The organism is Streptococcus sp. GMD6S (genome assembly GCF_000297015.1).
This window is the reverse complement of sequence record NZ_AJRH01000274.1, coordinates 1-517: the sequence shown is the minus strand read 5'-3', so window position 1 is coordinate 517 and position 517 is coordinate 1. Positions and strand designations below refer to the sequence as shown.

The following is a 517-nucleotide window of genomic DNA, read 5'->3' as shown; positions in this document are numbered from 1 at the left end:
TTCATATTTCCTCCATAAAGATGTACTCACTTGATTATACCATGAAAAGGCTATAAGTCAGCCTCCCAAACTTTGAGATTAAAATCTCATTTTTTAACATATTTACTATGACATATTTTCTGATTAGTGCTATACTATAGGCAAGAATACATCAGAGCAAGGAGGATGCTCATATGGAAGACAAAGCACTCATCACCGAAGCTTATCAACTCCTTTCCGAGTTAAATAAAAGCTACCAAAGCTGCAAACAAGAAACAGCCGATGATCTTCGACTACAAGAGCTGCTGAACACCACTCTTAAGGAACTAAAAAAAGCAGAAAAGCTGGACAACAGTATCTTAATCAACCTTGAGAAATTTTACCAACGTACTAGTCTGCTGATTGGACTAGGGAGCCTAAAACTAAACGATCAAGCTCGTACTGCTTGGCGCAAATATGACAAGTTCCACTATGAACATGTCAAACACGTACTGACTCTCTATGGACCTGTTTTCGGATTTTAGAGCTTGAAATTACT

At 37.7% G+C, this 517-nt stretch carries 1 protein-coding gene; it reads left to right on the top strand.

The window, feature by feature from the left end; all coding sequences use genetic code 11:
• Window positions 1-173: 173 nt before the first annotated feature.
• The gene (locus GMD6S_RS10135; protein ID WP_000389547.1) at window positions 174-503 is read left to right on the top strand and encodes a hypothetical protein; all 330 of its coding nucleotides are present in this window, start codon (window positions 174-176) and stop codon (window positions 501-503) included.
• Window positions 504-517 lie beyond the last annotated feature (14 nt).